The organism is Paracoccus caeni, assembly GCF_016629665.1.
GTDB lineage: Bacteria > Pseudomonadota > Alphaproteobacteria > Rhodobacterales > Rhodobacteraceae > Paracoccus > Paracoccus caeni.
Window position 1 is genome coordinate 37,390 of the sequence record NZ_JAEPRQ010000009.1, and the last position, 16,936, is coordinate 54,325.

The 16,936-nt window shown below is 61.8% G+C and carries 18 protein-coding genes; 8 read left to right on the forward strand and 10 right to left on the reverse strand.

The annotated features are described in order from the left end of the window. Positions 1-133: 133 nt before the first annotated feature. Together proB and JJJ17_RS17750 are read left to right on the forward strand one after the other, a co-directional pair. The gene (gene proB / locus JJJ17_RS17745) at positions 134-1,261 is read left to right on the forward strand and encodes a glutamate 5-kinase (protein WP_200688888.1); all 1,128 of its coding nucleotides are present in this window, start codon (positions 134-136) and stop codon (positions 1,259-1,261) included. Position 1,262: 1 nt separating this feature from the next. Beyond that, entirely contained in the window at positions 1,263-1,538 is a 276-nt protein-coding gene (locus JJJ17_RS17750; protein ID WP_200688890.1) for a SelT/SelW/SelH family protein, read from the forward strand. A gap of 45 nt (positions 1,539-1,583) precedes the next feature. Here the strand turns inward: JJJ17_RS17750 and JJJ17_RS17755 are convergent, their stop codons facing one another. The 8 genes from JJJ17_RS17755 to JJJ17_RS17790 form a co-directional block, all read right to left on the reverse strand. Continuing rightward, positions 1,584-2,567 (reverse strand): ABC transporter substrate-binding protein, encoded by a 984-nt coding sequence (locus tag JJJ17_RS17755; RefSeq protein WP_200688892.1) that lies wholly within the window; start codon positions 2,565-2,567, stop codon positions 1,584-1,586. A gap of 23 nt (positions 2,568-2,590) precedes the next feature. Further along, complete coding sequence (locus JJJ17_RS17760) at positions 2,591-3,436, reverse strand: ABC transporter permease (protein WP_200688894.1); 846 nt, start codon at positions 3,434-3,436, stop codon at positions 2,591-2,593. Between the two features lie 106 nt (positions 3,437-3,542). Then, positions 3,543-4,442, reverse strand: a complete 900-nt coding sequence (locus tag JJJ17_RS17765; protein WP_200689059.1) for an ABC transporter permease — start codon at positions 4,440-4,442, stop codon at positions 3,543-3,545. A gap of 7 nt (positions 4,443-4,449) precedes the next feature. Next, positions 4,450-5,235 carry an ABC transporter ATP-binding protein gene (locus tag JJJ17_RS17770; RefSeq protein WP_200688896.1) on the reverse strand — a complete coding sequence of 262 codons (786 nt, stop codon included), beginning with the start codon at positions 5,233-5,235 and terminating at the stop codon, positions 4,450-4,452. 3 nt (positions 5,236-5,238) lie between these two features. After that, on the reverse strand, positions 5,239-5,856 hold the full coding sequence (locus tag JJJ17_RS17775) for a hypothetical protein (protein WP_200688898.1): 618 nt from the start codon (positions 5,854-5,856) through the stop codon (positions 5,239-5,241). A gap of 1 nt (position 5,857) precedes the next feature. Further along, positions 5,858-7,309, reverse strand: a complete 1,452-nt coding sequence (hydA, locus tag JJJ17_RS17780; RefSeq protein ID WP_200688900.1) for a dihydropyrimidinase — start codon at positions 7,307-7,309, stop codon at positions 5,858-5,860. Between the two features lie 69 nt (positions 7,310-7,378). After that, a complete protein-coding gene (locus JJJ17_RS17785) occupies positions 7,379-8,644 on the reverse strand; it encodes a Zn-dependent hydrolase (protein WP_200688902.1) in 1,266 nt (421 codons plus the stop codon). A gap of 127 nt (positions 8,645-8,771) precedes the next feature. Further along, positions 8,772-10,097 (reverse strand): aspartate aminotransferase family protein, encoded by a 1,326-nt coding sequence (locus JJJ17_RS17790; protein ID WP_200688904.1) that lies wholly within the window; start codon positions 10,095-10,097, stop codon positions 8,772-8,774. A 160-nt stretch (positions 10,098-10,257) separates the two neighbouring features. Here JJJ17_RS17790 and JJJ17_RS17795 point away from each other — a divergent pair, with 160 nt between their 5' ends. Beyond that, positions 10,258-10,869, forward strand: coding sequence for a TetR family transcriptional regulator C-terminal domain-containing protein (locus JJJ17_RS17795; RefSeq protein WP_200688905.1), 612 nt, complete (start codon positions 10,258-10,260; stop codon positions 10,867-10,869). Here the strand turns inward: JJJ17_RS17795 and JJJ17_RS17800 are convergent, their stop codons facing one another. Next, positions 10,870-11,457, reverse strand: coding sequence for a TetR/AcrR family transcriptional regulator (locus JJJ17_RS17800; RefSeq protein ID WP_200688906.1), 588 nt, complete (start codon positions 11,455-11,457; stop codon positions 10,870-10,872). A gap of 179 nt (positions 11,458-11,636) precedes the next feature. Next, a complete protein-coding gene (locus JJJ17_RS17805; RefSeq protein WP_200688907.1) occupies positions 11,637-12,197 on the reverse strand; it encodes a YcbK family protein in 561 nt (186 codons plus the stop codon). Positions 12,198-12,340: 143 nt separating this feature from the next. Between JJJ17_RS17805 and JJJ17_RS20575 the strand changes: the two genes are divergently transcribed. The 5 genes from JJJ17_RS20575 to JJJ17_RS17825 all read left to right on the forward strand — a co-directional run bounded on the left by JJJ17_RS20575 (position 12,341) and on the right by JJJ17_RS17825 (position 16,818). Beyond that, positions 12,341-12,475, forward strand: coding sequence for a hypothetical protein (locus JJJ17_RS20575; RefSeq protein ID WP_267911158.1), 135 nt, complete (start codon positions 12,341-12,343; stop codon positions 12,473-12,475). A 27-nt stretch (positions 12,476-12,502) separates the two neighbouring features. After that, positions 12,503-14,119, forward strand: a complete 1,617-nt coding sequence (locus JJJ17_RS17810) for a L,D-transpeptidase family protein (protein ID WP_200688908.1) — start codon at positions 12,503-12,505, stop codon at positions 14,117-14,119. A gap of 24 nt (positions 14,120-14,143) precedes the next feature. Then, on the forward strand, positions 14,144-15,256 hold the full coding sequence (gene lpxD, locus JJJ17_RS17815) for a UDP-3-O-(3-hydroxymyristoyl)glucosamine N-acyltransferase (RefSeq protein ID WP_200688909.1): 1,113 nt from the start codon (positions 14,144-14,146) through the stop codon (positions 15,254-15,256). Positions 15,257-15,268: 12 nt separating this feature from the next. Beyond that, positions 15,269-15,535, forward strand: coding sequence for an acyl carrier protein (locus JJJ17_RS17820; protein ID WP_200688910.1), 267 nt, complete (start codon positions 15,269-15,271; stop codon positions 15,533-15,535). Between the two features lie 74 nt (positions 15,536-15,609). Beyond that, positions 15,610-16,818 (forward strand): beta-ketoacyl-[acyl-carrier-protein] synthase family protein, encoded by a 1,209-nt coding sequence (locus JJJ17_RS17825; protein WP_200689060.1) that lies wholly within the window; start codon positions 15,610-15,612, stop codon positions 16,816-16,818. Positions 16,819-16,936: the final 118 nt, after the last annotated feature.

Below are 16,936 nucleotides of genomic sequence, written 5' to 3' on the forward strand. Positions count from 1 at the left end.
TCGCATTGCAAAGATGAGGGCAGCGTCCGTCCGCAGAGGGGCACTGCCCGGCGGTGCCTTCGGCACCTCGATTCCGGGCGGGCGCTCTACCTTTCAGTCATGCCTAAAACACAATTCCACTGAGGTTCGACCAATGCAGAGCCTTTCCGACACTTTCACCGCACCGTCGCTCACCAAATCCCGCCGCCTCGTGATCAAGATCGGCTCGGCTTTGCTGGTCGGTCCCGCCGGTCTGCGCCGCGACTGGTTGCAGGCGCTGTGCGATGACGTCGCCAAATGGCGCAAGGGGGGCAGTGATGTGGTGCTGGTCTCTTCCGGCTCCATCGCGCTTGGTCGTCGCGTGCTGGACCTGCCTGCGGGCGCGCTGCCGCTGGAACAGGCGCAGGCCGCTGCCGCCGTCGGCCAGATCCGCCTTGCGCGGGCCTATGAGGAAGCGCTGGCCCCCCATGGTGTCACCACCGCGCAGGTGCTGCTGACGCTGGAAGACAGCGCCGACCGTCGCCGCTATCTGAACAGCCGCGCGACGATGCAGACGCTGCTGGGCCTCGGCGTCGTGCCGATCGTCAATGAAAACGACACCGTCGCCACAGACGAAATCCGCTATGGCGACAACGACCGTCTGGCGGCGCAGATCGCCGTCACCTGCGGCGCGGATCAACTGCTGCTGCTGTCGGACGTGGACGGGCTTTACACCGCCAATCCCAAGACCGACGCGACCGCCCGGCACCTGCCGGTGATCCCGCAGATCACCCCGGAGATCGAGGCGATGGGCGGCGATCCCGTCTCGGGCTTGTCGAAAGGCGGGATGAAAACAAAACTGATGGCCGCGCGCACCGCCGTTGCCGGGGGCTGCGCCATGGCAATCGCCGAGGGCTTCGTCATGCACCCTCTGACCGCCGTTGCCAACGGCGCGCGCTGTAGCTGGTTCCTGCCCGAAGGCGATCCTCAGGCCGCGCGCAAACGCTGGATCGCGGCGATGAAGCCGAAAGGTGTGCTGGTGATCGATGCGGGCGCGGTCAAGGCGTTGCGCAGCGGCAAATCGCTGCTGCCCGCCGGGGTCAGCGCCGTCAGCGGCACCTTTGGCCGGGGTGATCCCGTGGGCATCGCTGGCCCGAATGGCGAGACACTGGCAACCGGCCTGTCACGCTACACCGCCGATGAGGCCCGCCTGATCGCCGGTCACAAATCCACCGAGATCGAGGCGCTGCTGGGCTATACCGGCCGCGCCGCCTTGGTCCATCGCGACGATATGGCGGTTTGATATGGCGCATCTTGAGATCACCTATTGCACCGGCTGCAACTGGCTTTTGCGGGCTGGCTGGTATGCGCAGGAATGCCTGTCCACCTTCTCTACCGATATTCGCGTGACGATCATCCCCGATGACAGCGGCGGCGTCTTTCGCGTGACCTTGGACGGCACCGAGATCTGGGAACGCAAGAAGGATGGCGGCTTTCCCGATATTCGAACCCTGAAACAGCGCATCCGCGATCAGATGGACCCTGAAAGATCACTGGGCCATCTGGACCGGGAAACGTAAAAAGGGGGCGTCTCCGCCCACCTTTCGCATCGCTTTGATCCGATCTCAGTCGAAGGCGCGATCCGTGATCATCGTGGTGAACGCCCCCTCCGGCGCTTTGGAAATCACCGGGTCCGAGCCGCCCGCCATCAGGATATCCACCGTCCGCTGATAATCGGCTTCGTCCAATGTGCCGTTGCTGCCCTCGGTCAGTTTGGCGATCTCGGTCGCCATGCGGACCTGATGCTCAAGCGTCTGGGCGCCGGTTTCGTCATTCTCCAGCACGATCTCGGCCGCTTCCTCGGGATTTTCGCGGGTATATTCCCAACCCTTCATGCTGGCGCGGACGAATCTCACCAGATCGGTGACCTTGGCGCTGTCCTCAAGCGTCGATTCCAGCACGTAAAGCCCGTCTTCCAGCGTGGCGACGCCCTGATCCTCGTATTTGAAGGTCACCAGATCGTCGGGCGAGATCCCGGCATCCAGCACCTGACCATATTCGTTATAGGTCATGGTGCTGATGCAGGCCGCCTGCTTTTGCAGCAGCGGATCGACGTTGAAGCCCTGTTTCAACACGGTCACGCCATCCGGCCCACCCTCGGTCGAAAGGCCAAGCGTGCTCATCCACGACAGGAACGGATATTCGTTGCCCGAGAACCAGACGCCCAGCGTCTTGCCCGCGAAATCGGTCGTAGGATCGGCGATGCCGCTTTCCTTGAGGCAGGTCAGCATCATCCCCGATTGCTTGAACGGCTGGGCGATATTGACCAGCGGCAGGCCCTTTTCGCGGGCGGCAAGGGCGGCGGGCATCCATTCGACGATGACATCGGCACCGCCGCCAGCCAGCACCTGCGTCGGCGCGATGTCGGGACCGCCGGCAAGGATGGTCACGTCCAGCCCTTCTTCCTCGTAAAAGCCCTTGTCCAGCGCGACGTAATAGCCCGCGAACTGCGCCTGCGTGACCCATTTCAGTTGCAGGGTCAGTTCCTGCGCGTGGGTCGCGCCGACCGACAGTGCAAGGGCAGCGGCCCCGATCATCAGTGTCTTCATCTTCCACTCTCCTGTTGGGGGCATCAGCCCCGGTCCGCGCGCTGTGACGGGTGCCAGAACGTCACCTTCTTTTCGATCAGCGCGACAATTCCATAGAACAAGGTTCCCGCAATGGCGGAAGCCAGAATTTCAGCCCAGACCAGCGGCAGGTCCAGCCGCCCCACGGCGGTCGAGATGCGAAAGCCCATGCCGCGTGTCGGGCTGCCGAAAAACTCGGCAACGATCGCGCCGATCAGGGCCAGCGTGGTGGTGATCTTCAGCCCGTTGAACAGGAACGGCATCGCGGCGGGCATGCGCAATTTCCACAGCGACTGCCAATAGGGCGCGGCCCATGTGGCCATCTGGTCGCGCTGCATCTGGTCGGTGGCGGCAAGGCCCGCGACCATGTTCACAAGGATCGGGAAGAACACCATCACCACGACGACGGCGGATTTCGACTGCCAGTCAAAGCCGAACCACATGACCATGATCGGCGCGATGCCGACAATGGGCAGGGCGGCGACGAAATTCCCGATTGGCAGCAGGCCGCGTTGCAGAAACGGGCTGCGGTCGATGGCAATCGCGGTGGCGATGGCGGCAAGGCTGCCGATGATCCAGCCACTCAGCGCGCCTTTCAGGATCGTCTGGACGAAATCGCCCCAAAGGATGCCGCGATTGGCGACGAAGCTGGCGCCGATCTGACTGGGCGCGGGCAGGATGACCGAAGGCACCGCATAGAGCCGCACGATCATCTCCCACAACAGCAGCAGCGTCACCCCGAAAATTAGCGGCACGAGGATGCGCGTGGTCCGCGTATTCAGCCGCGACAGCCAGGTATTGAGGCCCCAGGCCCCAAGCCAGACCGCAAGGATGGGCAGGGCGTTCAACATGCTAAGCCGCCCCCATCTCGTGCGGGCGCTGCCCCCGGCTTTGCAATACCACTGTAGGGTGCGTGTTCACACGCACCGAACCTCATCACCGGCGCAGCACTCAATATCATCGCGCCAACCCCATCCGTGTCAGCGTGGCTTTCTCGATCACGCCCACCACGATCACCAGAACCGCCGCCAGCATCGCCGCCGCGAACAAGGCCGCCCAGATCTGCACCGTCTGCCCGTAATAGCTGCCCGACAGCAGCCGCGCCCCAAGACCCGCCGTCGCCCCCGCAGGCAGCTCGCCCACGATGGTCCCGACCAAAGCCGCCGCAATCGCCACCTTCAGACTGGCAAACAGATAGGGCAGAGAGCTTGGCAGCCTCAGCCGCCAGAACCGCTGCCGGGGCGAGGCATTCCAGCTTCGCATCAGATCAAGCTGCATCGCATCGGGGGTCCGCAGTCCCTTCACCATGCCGACCAGCACCGGAAAGAACGAAAGCCACGCCGCAATGATCGCCTTGGGCAGCAGCCCGGTCACTCCGGCACTGGCAAAAACCACGATCACCATCGGCGCAATCGCAAGGATCGGCACGCTTTGGCTGGCGATGGCCCAAGGCATCACTGATTGATCCATCGCCCGGTTATGCACGATGCCCACCGCCAGCAGAATGCCCGCGACCGTGCCGATCCCGAACCCCGCCAAGGTCGCCGACAGCGTGATCCAGCCATGATAAACCAGCGAGCGTTTCGAGGTGATCTTCTGCCCGAACACCCCGTCCCACCAGCCGATCGCCACCTGATGCGGCGCGGGCAAAACCGGGCGATCCTGCGTCAGCGTCTGCCGCACCAGATCGCCGAAACCCACCTCGGTCCCGGCGCGCGCCGCCTGATCCTGCACCCATTGCGCGTTCATCCAGACAGCCGCCAGATACCAGATGACGATGATTGCCAGCAGCACCGTCAGAACCGGCAGCGCCGCCCCGACGCCGCGGCGCAGGAACCCGTCTGCCGGGGCTGGCATCGCGATCTCAGTCATAACCATGCCCCTCACGCAGCCCTTCGCGCACCTCATGGGCCAGCGCGATGAATTCCGGCGTGTCGCGGATTTCCAGCGGGCGTTCGGCGGGCAGGGGGCTGTCGATGATCTTGGTGATCCGCCCCGGACGCGGGCTCATCACCACGATCTTGGTGGACAGATACACCGCCTCGGGGATCGAGTGGGTGACGAACCCGATGGTCTTGCGGGTCTTGCGCCAAAGTTCCAGCAGAGCCTCGTTCAGACGGTCGCGGACGATCTCATCCAATGCGCCGAAAGGCTCATCCATCAGCAGGATATCGGCGTCAAAGGCCAAGGCCCGCGCGATGCTTGCCCGCTGCTGCATCCCGCCCGAAAGCTGCCACGGAAACTTGCCCCCGAACCCGCCGAGTTCCACCAGATCCAGCACCCGCGCGATCCGCTGCTTCCGGTCGGCTTTGGCAAAACCCATGATCTCCAACGGCAGCGAGATATTCCCGGCAATCGTCCGCCACGGATAAAGCCCCGGCGCCTGAAACACATAGCCATAGGCGCGCGCCTTCCGCGCCTGATCGGGCGTCATCCCGTTCACGTCCAGCACACCGCCGGTCGGCGTCTCCAAAGCGGCGATGGTGCGAAGAAAGGTGGTCTTGCCGCACCCCGAAGGCCCGATGAAGCTGACGAAATCGCCCTGATTGATGGTCAGGCTGACATCTTTCAGCGCATGGACCGGACCGTCCGCGGTCTGAAAGGTCAGGCTGATATTATCGGCGTGGATGACGGGGAGATGATTCTTCATACTTTAATTCACAAAAGGATTATCGTGGGAGGCCATCTTCTTAATTCTATGTCTAAAATCTAGATGGCGAAAGACGATAGGCTTGCCCCGTTCAAGCTCCATCTCATTCCATCCACTACATTGCCATTGAAATGCAGCTATCGCCAGTTCTATTAAAATTTGAGCATTGTCGATTTCTAAAATTTTGGCTGATAGACCTGTCTCATGATATTTCTTTATGATGTTGTCATATTCCTTACCGTTAAGCGCCTTTAATCCTTTATTTCCGATTCGAGAAAAATTAAAAATTCGATCTACGCTATTCTCTTCAATAAAGAACAATGATGAATGGAGGATGGCATTGCGCATGTCGCTAAGAGCCAGCATGAACGTTTCCAATCCGTCGTAATCAGAGAAACTGCTTTTTTCGATTGGAAGTTGAAATTCTATTACGTCGCGCAAGGTTTTTATTACCGCCCCTGCTCTGGAGGTCGCGTCGATAGGGCGTTTTCCAATGGATAACGCTAGAGATTTGTCGGCTTTGTTGACGACTTGAAACAATAGATGGTCACATGTCGCTTCAAACGCTGCTAGCTTGAGCGCAAGCTCGCCAACAAGTCTGTATAATTTGTCGTCTTCCAATTCACACCCCGCTTGCCGGAATACCCGTCCGCTCCACCGGCCGTGGCGAGGTCAGTTCCTTCCACGCCGACAGTGCCCGGTTCACCGTTCCGCGCGGCTCTCGCGCCACGAATTCGCCATGCCCCTCGGGGCTCTCAATCTTGCCATCCGCAAACGCCACCACCCCACGGCTCAGCGTATAGCGCGGCAGGCCCTTCACCTTCTGACCCTCGAAAACGTTGTAATCAATGGCGGATTGCTGACTGCCCGCGCCGATCACCTTCTCGGCCTCGGGATCCCAGACCACCAGATCGGCATCCGCACCGACCAGCACCGCCCCCTTCTTCGGATACATGTTCAATATCTTCGCGATATTGGTCGAGGTCGCCGCCACGAATTCATTCGGAGTCAGCCGCCCGGTCCCCACGCCATGCGTCCACAGCATCGGCATCCGGTCCTCAAGCCCGCCGGTGCCATTCGGGATCTTGGTGAAATCGCCGACGCCATAGCGTTTCTGCTCGGTGGTGAAGGCGCAATGATCGGTCGCCACGACCGACAGACTGCCCGATTGCAGCCCGGCCCACAGGCTGTCCTGATGCAGCTTGTTGCGGAACGGCGGCGACATCACCCGGCGCGCGGCATGGTCCCAGTCGGTGTTGAAATATTCGCTCTCATCCAGCGTCAGATGCTGGATCAGCGGCTCGCCCCAAACCCGCTTGCCCTGTTGACGCGCGCGCCGGATCGCCTCGTGGCTATCCTCGCAGGAAACATGGACCACATATAGCGGCACACCCGCCATATCCGCGACCATGATCGCCCGGTTGGTCGCCTCGCCCTCGACCTGAGGCGGGCGCGAATAGGCATGCGCCTCGGGGCCGGTATTGCCCTCGGCCAGAAGCCGCGCCGACAATTCGGCGACCACATCGCCGTTCTCGGCATGAACCATCGCCACCCCGCCAAGATCGCCGACCCGACGGAAGCTGGCGAACAACTCGTCATCGTTCACCATCAAGGCGCCCTTATAGGCCATGAAATGCTTGAAACTGGTGATGCCGCGCTTCACCACGGCCTCCATCTCGTCAAAGACCTGCTCGCCCCACCATGTCACAGCCATGTGGAAGCTGTAGTCGCAATGCGCCCGGCCCGACTTGTTGTCCCACATCTGCAACGCATCCAGCAGACCCTGACCGGGCGAGGGCAGGGCGAAATCCACCACCATCGTCGTGCCCCCGGCCAAAGCCGCCCGGGTGCCGCTTTCGAAATCATCGGCAGAATAGGTGCCCATGAAAGGCATCTCCAAGTGCGTATGCGGATCGATCCCACCGGGCATCACATAGCAGCCGGTCGCATCCAGAACCTCGTCACCCACCAGCCCCTCACCAATCGCGGCGATCCTGCCGCCCTCGATCAGCACATCCGCCTTATAGGTCAGATCGGCGGTGACGATGGTTCCGTTCCTGATGACCGTGCTCATGTCCGCATCCCTTCTTCTTCACGCAAATATCCCCGGGGTCCGGGGCAGGCGCCCCGGCTTCCGTCCGCGTCAGCGGACAATCTCTGCCGCCTCCAGCACCGAATGCAGCAGCACATCCGCGCCCGCCGCCGCCCATTCCGGGCTGATCTCTTCCGCCTCATTGTGGCTTAGCCCGTCCACGCAGGGGCACATGATCATCACCGTCGGTGCGACCTTGTTGATCCAGCAGGCGTCGTGACCAGCGCCCGAGACAATATCCATGTGGGAATAGCCCAACCGCTCGGCATTGCCGCGAACGATACCCACCAGCCGCGGATCAAAGGCCACCGGATCGAAATGCCCGACAGGTTCGATCCCGATGCCAAGGCCAAGCTCCGCTGCGATCTCCGCCGCGCCCGCTTCGATCTCTGACCGCATCGAGGTCAGCTTCGCCAGTTCAGGCGACCTGATATCGATGGTGAAGACCGCCTTGCCGGGGATCACGTTGCGGCTGTTCGGCCAGACATTCGCCTGACCAACCGCGCCCACCGCATTCGGCTGATGCTCCATCGCCACGCGATGCACCAGTTCGATGATCCGCGCCATGCCAAGGCCCGCATTCACCCGCATGTTCATCGGGGTCGAGCCGGTATGCGCGTCCTTGCCGGTCAGCGTCACCTCCAGCCACCACAGCCCTTGGCCATGGGTGACAACACCGATCTGCTTGTCCTCGGCCTCAAGGATCGGGCCCTGTTCGATGTGATATTCGAACATCGCGTGGATGCGGCGATCGCCCGGCACTTCGTCGCCGCGCCAGCCGATCCGGTCCAGTTCATCGCCAAAACTCTTGCCCTCGGCATCGACCCGGCCGTTGGCATAATCCTCGGTCAGCACCCCGGCAAACACGCCTGAGGCAAGCATGGCAGGCGCAAACCGCGCGCCTTCCTCGTTGGTCCAGTTGGTGACGACGATGGGGCGGCGGGTTTGAATGCCCAGATCGCGGATCGAGCGGATCACCTCCAGCCCGGCCAAAACGCCCAGAACACCGTCATATTTGCCGCCGGTCGGCTGCGTATCCAGATGACTGCCGATATAGACCGGATCGAGGTCCGGCTCCTGACCCTCATGGCGCATGAACATATTGCCCATGCGGTCCAGCCCCATGACCATGCCCGCATCTTCGCACCACTGGCGAAACAGCGTCCGGCCTTCGGCATCGGCATCGGTGAGGGTCTGGCGGTTATTGCCGCCTGCGATGCCGGGGCCGATCTTGGCCATCTGCATCAGGCTGTCCCACAGACGGTCGCCATCGACCTTCATATTGGCAGCCGCAGCCGTTCCGCTTGCATCGGTCATCTTCGATCCTTCCTGTCTTGCCGCCCCGTCTTGTCGCAGGGTCGGCTGGATGGGCGGCGGGCTTAGCTTTCCCTTTTCATGCTGTCAGGAAAGCCGCCGCCCGTATGTCGCGCGGCGTGACCGGACGTCATGCCGTCGATTTAAGCACCTCGGCCAGTTTTCCGATCAACTCGTCGATCTGCGCTTCCGAGATGATCAGCGGCGGCGACATGGCGATGATGTCGCCGGTCACCCGGATCAGAATCCCGGCCTCATAGGCCCGCACGAAGGCGTCAAAGCCGCGCTTGCCCGGCTCTCCGTCGATGCCTTGTAACTCGACCGCGCCGATCAGGCCCATATTGCGGATGTCGATGACATTGGGCAGGCCCTTCAGGCTGTGCAGCGCCTCTTGCCAGTGACTCTCCAACTGGGCGGCGCGGGTCAGCAGTCCCTCGTCCTGATAGGTCTCAAGCGTGGCGATCCCCGCAGCGCAGGCGACCGGGTTGCCGGAATAGGTATAGCCGTGGAACAGCTCGATCACATGTTCCGGGCCTTGCATGAAGGCGTCGTGGATGGCGGCGCTGGTCAGGACCGCGCCCATCGGAATGACGCCATTGGTCAGGCCCTTGGCGCAGGTGATCATGTCCGGCACGACGCCGAAATGCTGGGCGGCGAAGGGGCTGCCAAGGCGGCCGAAGCCGGTGATGACCTCATCGAAGATCAGCAGGATGCCGTGCTTTTTGGTGATGTCGCGCAGGCGTTGCAGATAGCCTTTCGGCGGCAGCAGCACCCCGGTCGATCCGGCCATCGGCTCGACGATGACGGCGGCGATGGTGTCGGCGCCATGCAGGGCCACGATCCGCTCCAGCTCATCCGCCAGATTGGCACCGTTTTCGGGCTGGCCCTTGGTAAAGGCGTTCTCGGGCAGGTGGGTATGGGGCAGGTGGTCCACGCCGGTCAGCAGGCTGCCGAAGAACCGGCGGTTGTTCACGATGCCACCGACCGAGATGCCGCCGAAGCCCACGCCATGATAACCGCGTTCCCGCCCGATCAGCCGAGTCCGAGCCGCATCGCCGCGCGCACGGTGATAGGCCAGCGCAATTTTCAGCGCCGTATCAACGGCTTCGCTGCCAGAGTTGCAGTAAAAGACGTGATCGATTCCGTCCGGCGCGATGTCCACGATCCGGTTCGCCAGCTCGAATGCCAGCGGATGACCCATCTGGAAGGCCGGAGCGTAATCAAGCTCCGCGACCTGCGCCTGCACCGCTTCGGTGATCTTCGGGCGACAATGACCGGCATTGCAGCACCAAAGGCCCGCAGTGCCGTCAAGGATCTGTCGGCCATCCGCCGTGGTGTAATGCATGTCCTTTGCCGAAACCAACATCCGCGGCGCGGATTTGAACTGACGGTTCGACGTGAACGGCATCCAGAAGGCGCGAAGATCGTTCGGAACGGCTTTGCGGTCGAGTGGCATGGGGCTAAACCTCGTGGATTATTGACCAAACGGTCAGGATCAGGCTAGCACGGAGCAATTGGCAGTCAAGCATTGTCATCGGTATGTCGCGCATGGGCTGCTTACCGTCTGGCCAGTTGCGAAGATCTGACGCATGAACGGGCGGGGGACAAGGATGAATATGGAACCAGAGCCCAAGCCAACCCGGATCCAGCAAAAGAATCGCGACCTGATTCTTGAAGCAGCGCTGTCGGCCTTTTCCTCGAACGGCTTTCGTGGCGCGACCATCGATCAGATCGCCGAAGCGGCCAGCCTGTCAAAGCCGAACGTGCTGTATTACTTTCGCTCGAAGGACGAAATCTATCAGACGCTGCTGACCCGCCTGCTGGAGACATGGCTGACGCCGTTGCAGCAGCTTGATCCGAACGGTGAGCCGCTTGAGGAAGTGCTTCAATATGTGCGGGATAAGCTGATCATGTCGCGGGATTTTCCGCGAGAAAGCAGGCTCTTCGCGCATGAAATTCTGGAAGGCGCGCCGCAGCTTGAATCTATCCTGTCAGGGGAGTTGCGCGATCTGGTCGGCAAGGCGGTGACGACGCTGCGCGGCTGGATGGATCAGGGGCGTCTGGCGCCGGTCGATCCGCATCACCTGATCTTCTCGATCTGGGCAATGACCCAGCATTATGCCGATTTCGACGTGCAGGTCCGCGCGGTTCTGGGACCGGGGCATGACCCGTTTGCCGAGGCCGGGGCGTTTCTGGATAACCTTTACCGGCGGATGCTGGCGGTCTGATCAGCGGCTTTGCTTGTTCAGAAGATCGGCAGAGGGCAGGATCGCCTGAATGTTTTTCAGCGCGGCGGCGGTGAAGTCATCAATCTGACCGTTAGCCCAGTCCTTCGTCGCCTTGTTCGTCGCCGCGATGATCGCCGAGGACAGAATCTCGATCTGCACCTCATCGACCGAAGGCATGCGCCGCGCCAGCAATTCATGCATCTGCGAGCGGCGAGCCAGAATGGCGCTGTTGCGCAAGGCGATCAGCTTGGCATCGGTCAGCGCCAGTTCGAAAATGTGCTTCACCATCTGCCGCTCGTCCAGAAAACGGCGCAGATGGGCGGCGATGAACACGTTCAGATCGTCGATCAACCGACCCTTGGCGGCCACGAATTGCTCTGCCGCTTCGGCAGGATAATCGGGCGGCGGACCCATGATCGCCGCTTCCTTGTAGGGATAGTAATTGAAGAATGTGCGGGTGCTGATGCCGGATTCGCGGGCGATGGCCTCGGTCGTGGTATTGGTCAGGCCGTCGCGGATCGCCAGTTCGACGGCTTTGGCCTGAATACGCTTGGCGGTTCGGAATCGGCGGGAACTGGAAGCACTCATTACCACGCCCACTGCTCAGTTCCGCCGTAGAATGGCATCTGGCAGCGTGACTGCGTGGAGCTTGTCCGGGGTCGTATGGAGCGAAACTTGTTTTGGCCTGAGCATCGAATCACATGAACAATTACGCCACCCGCATACAGGCGGGCAGCGCGACAGGCAATCTGACGTATGGGGAAGCTTCAGGATCCCCAGGTGCGGATCGGGCCGCAATCCATATGCACGAAGTCCGAGCGCGAATATTTTCCAACTCCGCCAGCCCGGCACGAGGCTGCGGCGTTATACATCTGGTTCACCGAACGCGAGCGCAGCCGCAGATCGGCGGCCTTGCCGACCATGTGCAGCGAGTTGCGCGCCACTCCGCCGGAACTGCGACGCAGCATGGCGTTGGTCCGCGGCGAGCGATAGCCCGACAGCATCATGTAAGGTTCGTTGGTCTGCAGCAGCCGGTGCGAGGCTGCAGCAACGTCAACCGCGCGAGGATCGATCCCGATCGCTTCGCCCGAGCGCCAGTCGCGCATGAAGACGTTGATTTCATTCAGGGCTTCGCGGATGTATTTGCCATCGACCCAGTAAACTGTGTCGATGCTTTCCCCGGTTCTGCCCGAATACATGCGGATTCGCCGCATGTCGCCCGCGCCACGGAGAAAACCGAATGCGTTTGCCATCACCGGGGCTGCTGCCACCGTTGTCGCCGCAAACGCTCCCAGAACGCCCCTGCGGGAGAGTAGGTCAATTGTCATGTCAGATCGCCTGTCCTGCTTCGTTCTTGCGCCGTTTTCTTCGAACACGGCTTTGCCGGGTTACTCCCGACTGATTAACAATATGTCAAAATCCTGTGCGGCCAGAAAGAAAATCTTGGCCGGGTTCCAAGGATATCATGAAGATGCGCGAATTTCCGCCGATCACCTTCTGGTTGTTGCATGAAGGGCGCGGGCTGTGTTCTTCGCGTCACAGGCTGTCGGGCGAATTTCCGCCGATGATCACGGGCAGTTCCGGCAGGGCGAAGCTGCTGGCATAATGAAAGCGATTTCAATGAGGGCAGTCCATGAGCAGGGTGGGATTGGCTGCGATGGTCGCCTTGGCGGCGTCATTTTATGCCGCCGAGATTTCGACCGCGCAGCAACAGACCGGAATAGCGGTTGCATCCGCGCCACGTCTTGAGTTTTCGGCGTCAGAGATGGCCTTGGCCCAGGCGGCTGCGGGAAATGCGGATCTGGCATCATTCTATGGCGGCAACGGGCTGAGCCCGCTGTTCTCGGGCGAGGACGGGGACAGGTATCGCGAAGCGGTGCTGGCTGCCGTATCGACGGCGCCTTCGCATGGTCTGCCGACATCCCGCTATACCCCGGATCAGTTGGCGACCAAGGCGCAGAATGCCGATGCCGAGATCCGGCAGGCGCTGATCCTGTGGCGCTACATGAATGACATGACCGGCGGCGTGCTGCGCCCGTCATCGGTCAGCAACGAGATCAAGCGACAGGTGACGCGCCCGCGTCTCGACATGCTGATGCAGGATTTCGCCGCATCGCCCGATCCCGCGCGTTTCCTGATCGATCTGCAGCCGCACCACCCGGCCTATCTGGCGTTGCAGCGCGCGCTGAATGGCGGCGACCGGCTGGTCGTGCCCGCCAATCTGCCCCGCGCGCCCGAAGCTGTGTGGCGCATCGGTGTCCGTGGCGAGGGTGTCGTGCCGCTGCGCGCGCGTCTGGAAAGCATCGGCTTTACCGCCCCCGCAGGCGATCCCGCACTGTATGACGAGGCGCTGTCGCGTGCTGTGGCGGATTATCAGGCGGCTGTGGGTTTGCCGAATGACGGGGTGGCGGGGCCGAACACGATCCGTCATCTGAACGGTGATATCGCCGATGACCGCCGCAACCGAGCGATCCTGATGTCGCTGGAGCGGATGCGCTGGCTGGCCAGCGAAGACCTGACTGCGCGCCATGTCTGGGTGAATATCCCGGAATATACCGCCCGGATCATCGATAACGGGCATGAGGTGTTCCAGACCCGCACCGTCGTCGGCAAGACCGGACCCGATTACGAGACGCCCGAATTTTCCGACCAGATGGAATATGTGGTGGTCAATCCGCGCTGGAATGTCCCGCGCTCGATGACCGTGCGGGATTATCTGCCGAAGCTGCAGGCCAACCGGAACGCGGTCGGGCATCTTGAGGTCGTTGACGGCGCCGGGAATGTCATCCCGCGCAGCCGGATCGATTTCTCGCGCTACAATGCCTCGAATTTCCCGTATCGGTTGCGTCAGCAGCCCAGCGACGACAATGCGCTTGGGCTGGTGAAGTTCATTTTCCCCAATCCGTGGAACATCTATCTGCACGATACACCGACGAAGCATCTGTTCCAGAACCGCGCCCGCGCCAATTCGAATGGCTGTATCCGTATCGGCGATCCGTTCGATCTGGCCTATCAGCTTCTGTCGCAGCAGACCGACAATCCGCAGGCCATGTTCCAGCGCGCTTTGGACAGCGGACGCGAGCAATGGCTGGCGCTGACGCCGAACGTGCCGGTGCATCTGGTCTATTTCACCGCCTTCCCAGATGAGAGCGGTCAGATCCGCATGTTCGAGGATGTCTATGGCCGTGACGCGGTGTTGTGGCAGGCGATGCAGGATGCCGGGCTGGATTTGGCGGCGCTGAATCATTAAGTCGCTTCCTGAAAGGGGGCGCTCATGTCTGCAGAAGTTTCAGTGACCGTCGGCGATCTTGCCCGCGCGCTTGATGCGCGAGGCTGGGGAGAGCTTGACCTGAAGGTGACCGGCGCGGCCGAACCTGCGGCGACCTCTCCGGTCGGGCCGAACGGGGGCGTGATCGCGCTGGCAATGGCGCCGAAATATGCGGAAAGCCTGCAACCCGGCAGCATCGCCATTCTGGCCGACGGGATGGAGCCCCAGGCTTACGGACTGCGCGCCGCGATCTTTGCGCCGCGTCCGCGCCTGTTGATGGCGGGCCTGACCCGGGCGTTCGATCCCGGCCCCGAGATCGCGCCCGGCATTCATCCAAGCGCAGTCATCGATCCCTCGGCCGAAATCGGCGAGGCTGCGGCGATCGGGCCGTTCGTGGTGATCGGCGCCAAGGTCCGTATCGGGCGGAATGCGCGTATCGGTGCGCATGTCTCGATCGGGCGCGGCACCGTCATCGGCGATGACGCATTGATCCATCCCGGCGCGCGGATTGCGCATGGCGTCACCATCGGCCTTCGCATCATCGTCCAATCCGGCGCAGTGATCGGCGGCGACGGCTTTTCCTTCGTCACGCCCGAGGAATCGGGGATCGAAGAGATTCGCCGCACTCTTGGCGCGCGCGATGCGATCAAGGAACAGCACTGGACCCGCATTCATTCGCTGGGCGGGGTCGAGATCGGCGACGATGTCGAGATCGGCGCGAATGCCACCATCGACCGCGGCACGATCCGCGCCACCCGCATCGGATCGGGGACAAAGGTCGATAATCTTGTCATGGTGGCGCATAATGTCGTGGTGGGCGAGGATTGTCTGCTTTGCTCGCAGGTGGGCATTGCGGGATCGTCCAAGATCGGAAACCGCGTGGTTCTGGCCGGGAAGGTCGGGGTCAGCGACAATATCGAAGTCGGCGATGACGTGATCGCCGGCGGTGCCAGCAAGATCTTTACCCGCGTGCCTGCGGGTCGGGTCGTGCTGGGCAATCCGGCGGTCAAAATGGAGACCCAGTTGGAGATCCAGAAAGCCATGCGCAGGCTTCCACGTTTTGCACAACAACTGGCAAAGCTTCAGGAAACTGTTACACGACTGTTGGAAAAGGGCTGAACAGGAGGCTTCATGACCGACACGATCAAGAACCGCATCAAGGAAATCATCGCCGAACAGGCGATGCTGGAACCGGACCAGGTCACCGACGAATCGACGCCCGAGGAACTGGGCATCGACAGTCTGGGACTGGTGGAATCGATCTTCGCGCTGGAAGAGGAATTCGACATCTCGATTCCCTTCAACGCCAACGAACCCTCGAAATCCGAATTCGACATCTCGAATATGGGCACGATCATCGCGGCGGTTGAACGCCTTGTCGCCCAGAAGGCCGCATGACCGACAAGAAGACCAGAAAGAAGGCCGCGACGCGCAAGACCGCTGCGGCCAGTGGGGGTGAGGCACGCAGCGGTCTGCGCCGTGTCGTGATCACCGGGGCGGGCACGATCAATGCCTTGGGCCATGATGTCGAAACCACGCTTCAGGCGTTTCGCGAGGGGCGTTCCGGCATCAGCCAGCTTGATTTCCGCGATGTCGAGCGGTTGTCGATCCAGATCGGCGCGCAGGTTCATGACTGGCGGGCCGAGGATTACTTTAACCGGCAGCAAATCCTGCTTTACGATAAATTCACCCAGTTCACCTTGCTGGCCGCCAAGCAGGCGGTGGCGCAATCCGGTCTGGATTTCGAGGGTGCGCTTGGTCTGTCAGCGGGCGTCGTGCTGGGCACCGCCGGGGGCGGGCTGAATACCTGGGACGAGAATTACCGGGCCGTCTATGAAGAGGGCAAGAACCGCGTTCACCCCTTCGTCGTCCCGAAGCTGATGAACAATGCCGCCGCCAGCCATCTCAGCATGGAATACGGTCTGCGCGGCCCGGCCTTCACCGTGGCCACCGCCTGCGCCAGCTCTAATCACGCGATGGGCCTTGCCTTTCAGATGGTCCGCTCTGGCGCGGCGCAGGTCATGCTGACCGGCGGGTCCGAGGCGATGTTGTGCTTTGGCGGCGTCAAGGCGTGGGAGGGTCTGCGGGTCATGTCGAAGGATGCCTGCCGCCCCTTCAGCGCCAATCGCAACGGCATGGTGCAGGGCGAGGGTGCCGGGGTTTTCGTTTTCGAGGATTACGACCATGCCCGCGCCCGTGGTGCCGATATTCTGGCCGAGGTGGTGGGGTTCGCCATGTCCTCGGACGCGCAGGACATTGTAATGCCCTCTGCCCAAGGGGCCGAGCGCGCAATCACCGGGGCGATGCGCGATGCCGGGCTGAACCCGGATCAGATCGGTTATATCAACGCCCACGGCACCGGCACTGCGGCGAATGACAAGACCGAATGCGCCGCCGTCGCCCATGCTTTCGGCCATCACGCCGACCGGCTGATGATCTCATCGACCAAATCGATGCACGGCCATCTGATTGGCGGCACTGGTGCGGTCGAATTGCTGGCCTGCATCATGGCGCTGCGCGAGGGCATTATTGCGCCCACCATCGGCTATCAGGAACAGGACCCTGAATGTGCGCTGGACGTGGTGCCAAATGAGGCGCGCGAGGCCAAAGTGGACGCGGTTCTTTCCAACGCATTTGCTTTTGGCGGGCTGAACGCGGTGATCGCGCTGCGCGGGGTCTAAGCCCCGGCGGCGCGATTTCCGTAAAACTGAAAGCAGATCGCTGCCGCGTCAGGGCAAATACCCCATGCAAACTGGGGGCTGTTCGGATATTCTGTGCAGGTTCTTCCCATGACTGGAT

What these genes read in the sequence shown, in the direction of transcription:
- proB (WP_200688888.1), top strand. Translation starts at nt 134, where the DNA reads ATGCAGAGCCTTTCCGACACTTTCACCGCACCGTCGCTCACCAAATCC.
- JJJ17_RS17750 (WP_200688890.1), top strand. Translation starts at nt 1,263, where the DNA reads ATGGCGCATCTTGAGATCACCTATTGCACCGGCTGCAACTGGCTTTTG.
- JJJ17_RS17755 (WP_200688892.1), bottom strand. Translation starts at nt 2,567, where the DNA reads ATGAAGACACTGATGATCGGGGCCGCTGCCCTTGCACTGTCGGTCGGC.
- JJJ17_RS17760 (WP_200688894.1), bottom strand. Translation starts at nt 3,436, where the DNA reads ATGTTGAACGCCCTGCCCATCCTTGCGGTCTGGCTTGGGGCCTGGGGC.
- JJJ17_RS17765 (WP_200689059.1), bottom strand. Translation starts at nt 4,442, where the DNA reads ATGCCAGCCCCGGCAGACGGGTTCCTGCGCCGCGGCGTCGGGGCGGCG.
- JJJ17_RS17770 (WP_200688896.1), bottom strand. Translation starts at nt 5,235, where the DNA reads ATGAAGAATCATCTCCCCGTCATCCACGCCGATAATATCAGCCTGACC.
- hydA (WP_200688900.1), bottom strand. Translation starts at nt 7,309, where the DNA reads ATGAGCACGGTCATCAGGAACGGAACCATCGTCACCGCCGATCTGACC.
- JJJ17_RS17785 (WP_200688902.1), bottom strand. Translation starts at nt 8,644, where the DNA reads ATGACCGATGCAAGCGGAACGGCTGCGGCTGCCAATATGAAGGTCGAT.
- JJJ17_RS17790 (WP_200688904.1), bottom strand. Translation starts at nt 10,097, where the DNA reads ATGCCACTCGACCGCAAAGCCGTTCCGAACGATCTTCGCGCCTTCTGG.
- JJJ17_RS17795 (WP_200688905.1), top strand. Translation starts at nt 10,258, where the DNA reads ATGGAACCAGAGCCCAAGCCAACCCGGATCCAGCAAAAGAATCGCGAC.
- JJJ17_RS17800 (WP_200688906.1), bottom strand. Translation starts at nt 11,457, where the DNA reads ATGAGTGCTTCCAGTTCCCGCCGATTCCGAACCGCCAAGCGTATTCAG.
- JJJ17_RS17805 (WP_200688907.1), bottom strand. Translation starts at nt 12,197, where the DNA reads ATGACAATTGACCTACTCTCCCGCAGGGGCGTTCTGGGAGCGTTTGCG.
- JJJ17_RS20575 (WP_267911158.1), top strand. Translation starts at nt 12,341, where the DNA reads ATGCGCGAATTTCCGCCGATCACCTTCTGGTTGTTGCATGAAGGGCGC.
- JJJ17_RS17810 (WP_200688908.1), top strand. Translation starts at nt 12,503, where the DNA reads ATGAGCAGGGTGGGATTGGCTGCGATGGTCGCCTTGGCGGCGTCATTT.
- lpxD (WP_200688909.1), top strand. Translation starts at nt 14,144, where the DNA reads ATGTCTGCAGAAGTTTCAGTGACCGTCGGCGATCTTGCCCGCGCGCTT.
- JJJ17_RS17820 (WP_200688910.1), top strand. Translation starts at nt 15,269, where the DNA reads ATGACCGACACGATCAAGAACCGCATCAAGGAAATCATCGCCGAACAG.